This is a genomic window from Protofrankia sp. CiT1 (assembly GCF_917627335.1).
In the GTDB taxonomy this organism is placed as follows: Bacteria; Actinomycetota; Actinomycetes; order Frankiales; family Frankiaceae; genus Protofrankia.
The window spans coordinates 11,981-17,654 of record NZ_CAKJTP010000094.1 but is presented as its reverse complement, the minus strand read 5'-3'; the positions used below and the strand labels follow the sequence as shown (position 1 = coordinate 17,654).

5 protein-coding genes are annotated in these 5,674 nt (G+C 69.2%); 1 reads left to right on the top strand and 4 read right to left on the bottom strand.

The annotated features are described in order from the left end of the window. Window positions 1–101: 101 nt before the first annotated feature. The 4 genes from MJ785_RS14935 to MJ785_RS14920 form a co-directional block, all read right to left on the bottom strand. Window positions 102–1,655, bottom strand: coding sequence for a sugar ABC transporter ATP-binding protein (locus tag MJ785_RS14935; RefSeq protein WP_239381401.1), 1,554 nt, complete (start codon window positions 1,653–1,655; stop codon window positions 102–104). Between the two features lie 404 nt (window positions 1,656–2,059). Continuing rightward, window positions 2,060–3,187 carry a substrate-binding domain-containing protein gene (locus MJ785_RS14930; RefSeq protein WP_239310666.1) on the bottom strand — a complete coding sequence of 376 codons (1,128 nt, stop codon included), beginning with the start codon at window positions 3,185–3,187 and terminating at the stop codon, window positions 2,060–2,062. 679 nt (window positions 3,188–3,866) lie between these two features. Then, on the bottom strand, window positions 3,867–4,073 hold the full coding sequence (locus tag MJ785_RS14925) for a hypothetical protein (RefSeq protein WP_370652953.1): 207 nt from the start codon (window positions 4,071–4,073) through the stop codon (window positions 3,867–3,869). A gap of 344 nt (window positions 4,074–4,417) precedes the next feature. Beyond that, window positions 4,418–4,906 (bottom strand): hypothetical protein, encoded by a 489-nt coding sequence (locus MJ785_RS14920; RefSeq protein WP_239310668.1) that lies wholly within the window; start codon window positions 4,904–4,906, stop codon window positions 4,418–4,420. A gap of 197 nt (window positions 4,907–5,103) precedes the next feature. Here MJ785_RS14920 and MJ785_RS14915 point away from each other — a divergent pair, with 197 nt between their 5' ends. Beyond that, on the top strand, window positions 5,104–5,673 hold the full coding sequence (locus MJ785_RS14915; RefSeq protein WP_239310669.1) for an HdeD family acid-resistance protein: 570 nt from the start codon (window positions 5,104–5,106) through the stop codon (window positions 5,671–5,673). Window position 5,674 lies beyond the last annotated feature (1 nt).

Sequence of the window (5,674 nt, the reverse complement as noted above, 5' to 3'; positions counted from 1 at the left end):
CCGCGGGGCTGGGACCGGTTTCTAACGACATGGCACTACCTCGAAAGAAAGTAGGAGACGAAGGCGGTTTCGCGCACACGACCGCCGGGCGGGCCGGGGGGTCACGGCGTTCCCAGCGATACCTGTGCATGATCAATGGCTTCCGGTGAAAGGTCGACGCCCCGGCGCAGGGTGCGCGCGACACGTCCGTGGCTCAGGACGTGGACACGGTCGGCCAGGCGGGCCAGCTCCTCGCTGTCGGTCGAGACCAGCAGGACCGCCGTGCCCGCGTCCGCGCTGCGCTCGATGATGCCGTGGACCTGATCACGCGCCTTCACGTCGATGCCGGCGGTCGGATCGTCGAGCACGAGTGCCTTCGGGGACAGACGCAGCGCACGGGCGACAAGCACCTTCTGCTGGTTACCACCGGACAGGCTTGTGATGGGTGCGTCCACGCCACGGGTCACGATCCCGAACTCGTCGACCCACCTGCGTACCTCCTGACGTTCGGAGCCGGCGTGGATGTAGCCGCACCGGACGTGGCGGCGCAGCGATCCCATGGTCAGGTTCTGGCGGACCGTCAGGTCGGCGAAGGTGCCGTAGCGCGCCCGTTCCCCCGGCACGAAGGCCAGGCGGGCGGCCATGGCCGCGGCGGGACGCGCCGGCGGGACGGCGACACCGTCCACGGACACGCGGCCCGTCCGGGGCAGCCGTCCGCTGAGCATCGCGCCCAGCGCCTCACGGCCCGACCCGGTCAGGCCGGCGATCCCGACGATCTCCCCGCGGCGCACGGTGGTGGACACCTCGGTCACGGTTCCCCCGGCGATTCCCACGAGTTCCAGCACGGCGGGGCCGGCCGCCTCGGCCGTCTCCTCGCGCCCGGCCGAGATGACCAGATCGTGACCGACCATCAGCCGGCCGAGGGTGTCGTGGTCCATGCCGGCGGCGTCCACCGATGCGGCCTTCCGGCCGTCGCGCAGGACCGTGATGCGGTCGGCGATGTCGAGGACCTCGTCGAGGTGGTGCGAGACGATGAGCACGCTGTGCCCGGCGTCTCGCAGCCGCCGGATCGTCGCCAGCAGCCGGTCCACGTCGGCCGCGGGCAGCGCGGCGGTCGGCTCGTCGAGCACCAGCACGGCGTTGCCCTGGTCCGGTTCGGGCAGCGCCCGCGCGATCGCGAGACCGGTGCGGTCGGCCAGCCCCAGCTCGCCCACGGGGGCGCGGACGTCGATGTCGAGCCCGACCCGCGCCACCCGCTCCTGCGCCCGCCGCCGGGCCTCCCGCCAGCGGATCCGGCCGAGGAAGCCGCGCGGGTAGGACAGCCCCAGCATCAGGTTCTCCACCGCGCTGAGGTCGAGGAGGAGCCCCAGATCCTGGTGGACGAAACGGATCCCGGCGTCGTGTGCCGCCGCCGCTCCCAGCTGCAACGGCACGCCCCGCACCACGACGCTGCCACCCGGGTCCGGGCGGTGGTACCCGGCCAGGATCTTGATCAGAGTGGACTTGCCCGAGCCGTTCTGCCCGACGAGGGCGTGCACCCGGCCCTCGTCGAGGGTGAGGTCGACACGATCGAGGACGACCTGCCCGGAAAACGTCTTGGACAGCGTGCGGATGTCCAGGGCCGGCGTGTTCACCCGGTCCGCCCGCGAAGCTGTCCCACCCGCACCATCGCTCACCTGGCCCACTGCTTTCACATTGCTGTCGGATTATGCCGTCAGGCCGCTTGTCACCCGGTTGTCACCCGGTTGTCACCCGGTTGTTGGACAGTTGTCGGCTGGCGGTGGCCGCCGCTCGGGAACTCCACCGTGGTTCAGGCCTCCCGCGGCACCGGAAAAGGCACCGCGGGAAGGCCCGGCACACCGGGCTGGTGGCCCCGGACGGACGCCGCCGGAATTCCTGTCAGGTTCAACCGGGGGCTAGGGCGTGTCTGATGGATCTTCGATCGTGCGGATCAATGCCCAGAAGGCGTCCTGCGGCGTTGTCGTCGGTCCGGATAGAACACCGCTATCCGGGCCTCCTCCGCCTTGCAGGCCACTTTCTGGATCATCGCCCACATCGACCAACATCCATCAGACACGCCCTAGCGGCCCCACAGCTTCTTGAACGTGTCCTTGAAGCCGGTCGGGCCGGGCCAGCCGTACTTCTCGTCCACGAGGGGCTTCGCCTGGTCGGGCGTGGTCACAAGATAGAAGGGCGTGACGGCGGCCTTGCGCTCGTCCGGCAGCGACCACTGGTCGACCGCGACACGAGCCATCTGGTCCACCATCGTCCACATCGCGAGCTCCTGTGGGAGCGCGCTCCACGCCGCCGAGGTGCCGTTGACGACCTCGGTGAACTGTGGCTGCGCGCCCTGGGTGCCGACCAGCTTCACCTTGCCGAGCATCCCGGCTGTCTTCAGGACGGCCGGGACGCCCTTCTCCAGGCCGTTGTAGGTGAAGTAGACGTAGTTGACGCCGGGATTTGCCTGCAGGTAGGAGGAGATGTTCTGCGGCACGGCGCCACCGGCGAGATCGTTGACCGTCGTCTCAAGGACGTGAACCTTGCAGGTGGGGCAGTTCTTGGCGAGCTCCGCCCGCATCCCGTCGGCCTGTGCCGTCAGGATGGGGTAGGAGGGGATCGTCACCAGCAGGACGTCGGCCTTCCCGTTCGAGTCCGTGGCTACGAAGTCGGCTATCGCGCCGCCGGTGATGCCGGCCGCGGAGCCGTCGGTGCAGTCCGCGTAGAGGTTGTTACCCGGTCCCGCGGGCACGTCCGTGGAATAGCACATGAACAGCGGGATGCCCTTGGACTTCGCCTGGTTCATCTGCTGCTTGAACAGGTCGACGGGGTAACCGGTGGTGGCGATGTAGTCCACGCCCGCGTCGATGGCCTGTTGGACGGCCGAGCCCGGGTCGGTGGCGGTGGCGCTCAGCGTGGTCAGGTTCCAGCCCAGGGCCGCGGTGGCGTCCTTGACGAAGCCGGCCAGGATGGCGCAGTTCGGGTCCGCGCACTGGACGAAGGCAACCTTCTTCTTCGGCGGGGCCGACGTCAGCGGCGTGGACTGGACAATGCTCGTCGGCTGCGTCAGATAGTTGGCGAGGTTCGCCTTGGCCGCGGCTAAGGACGTGTCGGAGGCTGGCGTCTGGCCTGTCGCCGGTGCCGTCGAGCCCGCATTGTCTGCGCAGGCCGCGAGGACTAGCGCGAGGGCCGCGCCGACGACGAGCGGCATTATTCTTCGAGAACCACGATGCATGTGATTACCCCGTCGCTCCGTGAGGGGAAAGGCCGGCAGCCGGACGAACAGCCGGCACCAGCCGGCTATCGTCTCGGAATAGCGTCGCCGAGTGATAAAAAATCAGTTGGAAAACAGTTGGGTGTGGGGCGGGGCTGTCGCCACCGACAGATCTGGATACCGAGTCAAGGCCAGATCAAGTGCCAGGAAAAGTATTCCTCGGCATGCTCGCTGTCAAGGACATGCTCGGCGGCCCGTTCCTGGAGGTTCACCGGGAATCGGACGCGCCCAGCCGCCGTCCAGGCACCATGACCACATACGAGGCGTTCCCTCCCCTCCCCGGCCGGCGGACCGGACACGCGGGCCGAAGATGCGCCCGAGGTGCCCGAGGTGCCCCCACACCGGCCCGTGGTCCACGTCACACGGGAACCATAAACGTCATAACGATTAACCGCAAGGGGAGCGGCGCGGGGAGAGCGCGCATCGCCCGTCCCCCAGACGCCGACCTGCGCAACAGCACCCTTGCGACGCTCTTGCCGCTAACTCATCATGAGGAATACAGTCTCACTCCGCGACCGGGGCGACGCGATGGCAGCGCGCCTGCGGACACCGGGAGGCGGCGGGTGTGCCGGGAAACATCGAGGCGCTCGGCCGCGTCCTCGGTCAGGCCGCGTCCTCAGTCAACCGGGTGCGCGCGGGAATCGCTGCCCACCACCAGCAGCTTACCGGGAGCCCGTTCACCATTGGTCAGCCAGTAACCGCCATCGCGATGTAAACCGACCTGATCGGGCGGAGCGCACCTGCCGTCAACCCGGTGGGTGTCAAAGCCGGTGCTCACCCCGGCGAAGGTCTCGTGACAGCTCGGGCAGTGGGCGGCGCTCAACGCCGTCCACCGGACACCGCATCGCCCGCAGCTCAACAGAGTCGGACGGTCGTAATCGACGTCCCGACCAGCCACTGGCTCGCTCCCTCACCCGTCCGACCCCGCATCCGCCACGGACCATGATGCGGTGGCCGGCGATCGAAGGCGCAGGCAGGGGCGGCCAGCCATGCGATACCTCGCATGGTAATGCGGCCCCAACGGGCCGCCCCGGTATCGACGCATGGTTGTCCGGCGACCGGGTGGCCCGGTCGCCGGACAACCATGCTCACGTCTGCCGGGGACCAACCCTCATAGAGATCATCAGGGCAGGCTGGCGGACACCGCCGTGATCCTGTCGATCGCTGTCACCCGGCGAACCCACCGCCGCTACCGCTACCACCGCCGGTCGTGGGACCGGACCCGGAGCCGGTGGCGCCGGACAGCGCGTCCGCGGCGCTGGACAGCGCACCGCGGGTGATGTCCAGCGCGGCATGCGCGACATCGTTGGCGGTGTTCTTGCCGGTGCTACCGGGGTCGGTGGCCGCATCGCCGCCGCTACCGGGGCTGGTGTTGTTTCCCGCGGGGGAGCCAACGCCTGGAGCAGGGGTGGTGCTGGCGCTGGTGTTGATCCCACCGGCGCCGGAGGCCGCGTTCGCGGCGCTGGACAGCGCGCCGCGGGTGATGTCGATGGCAACGCGGGACACATTGCCGGCCGCACCGGCCGCCGTGGCGCCCGGGTCACCACCAGCGGCCGTCGGGGAGGGGAAGGCGCTGGCCGGAGCCGCGCCCAGGAGCGCGGCGAGCACCCCGGTGACGGTGATGACACCGGCACGCCGCAGGGTTCTGGCGGTCATGCTTGCCCCCAGCAGATATCCGTAGTGGACGTTTCCTGGAACCGTAGATCGATACGTGAGGGGAAGGGGTCACATACCGGGCACTGTGGCAAGGGTTTCATCACAACCGATCCCATCGAGTCATCCGCACGCTCCCGGGGACTGGGGCGGCCGAGAGGAGGGAACACCATCGGTGAGACAACGGACGCGGGGAGGCCATGATGTCCAGGACAGCGACGGACCATCGGATACATGGTGACGCCGCCGCGGGCGCGGTGTGGGCTGTCCTGCTTGTCCTGGGCATCGCTGTGACCACGCTCGGCGTCGCGCTGGTCGCCAACCCGTCCAGCTCGGCGGACACCCTGGCCATCCTGGTCGGGCTGGCCCTGGTGCTCACCGGGATCACCGAGGTGCTCGCGGCGGGACGGGCGACGGAGCCCGCCCTGGCGGCCGTGTTCGGCGTTCTGCTGGTGGTGGGCGGGATCGTGGCGCTGGCCTGGCCTGATGTGACCCTTTGGACACTGGCCATAGTCGTCGGTGTGTCCCTCATGGTGGCCGGGCTCATCCGGTTGGTCATTGCCGCGGCCGCTCCGGCGGGGGAGCCCGGACGCGGGCGGGCCGTGGCCGTCGCGATCCTGTGCGTGATCGCCGGTATCGTGGCCGTGTCCTGGCCGTCAGCGACCGTGTTCGTCCTGGCCGTGATCTTCGGAATCTGGGTGATCGTTCACGGGGTCACACAGATCCTCCTTGCCCTGGGCCTCCGCCGGGCGCTACAGGCCAGCCACTGAC